The 386-nt window shown below is 58.8% G+C and carries 1 protein-coding gene; it reads right to left on the bottom strand.

The window, feature by feature from the left end; genetic code table 11:
• Nucleotides 1–386, bottom strand: a 386-nt coding sequence (locus tag AAIL66_RS24370; protein ID WP_343497970.1) for an EF-Tu/IF-2/RF-3 family GTPase, incomplete at both ends; no start/stop codon positions are given.

Here is a 386-nt window from a genome sequence, read left to right on the forward strand (position 1 = left end):
GCGCCCACAGTACGACCACCTTCGCGGATAGCGAAGCGCAGACCTTCTTCCATGGCGATGGGGGAGATCAGCTTCACAGTGATCGACACGTTATCGCCAGGCATCACCATTTCCTTGCCTTCGGGCAGTTCGATGGAGCCGGTCACGTCAGTTGTACGGAAGTAGAACTGGGGACGGTAGTTGTTGAAGAAGGGAGTGTGGCGACCGCCTTCGTCCTTCGACAGCACGTAAACTTCAGCAGTGAAGTTGGTGTGGGGCTTGATGGAGCCGGGCTTGCACAGCACTTGGCCGCGTTCCACGTCTTCACGCTTGGTGCCGCGCAGCAGCAGACCCACGTTGTCGCCAGCTTGACCTTGGTCCAGCAGCTTGCGGAACATTTCCACGCC

The organism is Comamonas sp. F1-6 (assembly GCF_039581415.1).
Taxonomy (GTDB): Bacteria; Pseudomonadota; Gammaproteobacteria; order Burkholderiales; family Burkholderiaceae_C; genus Comamonas; species Comamonas thiooxydans.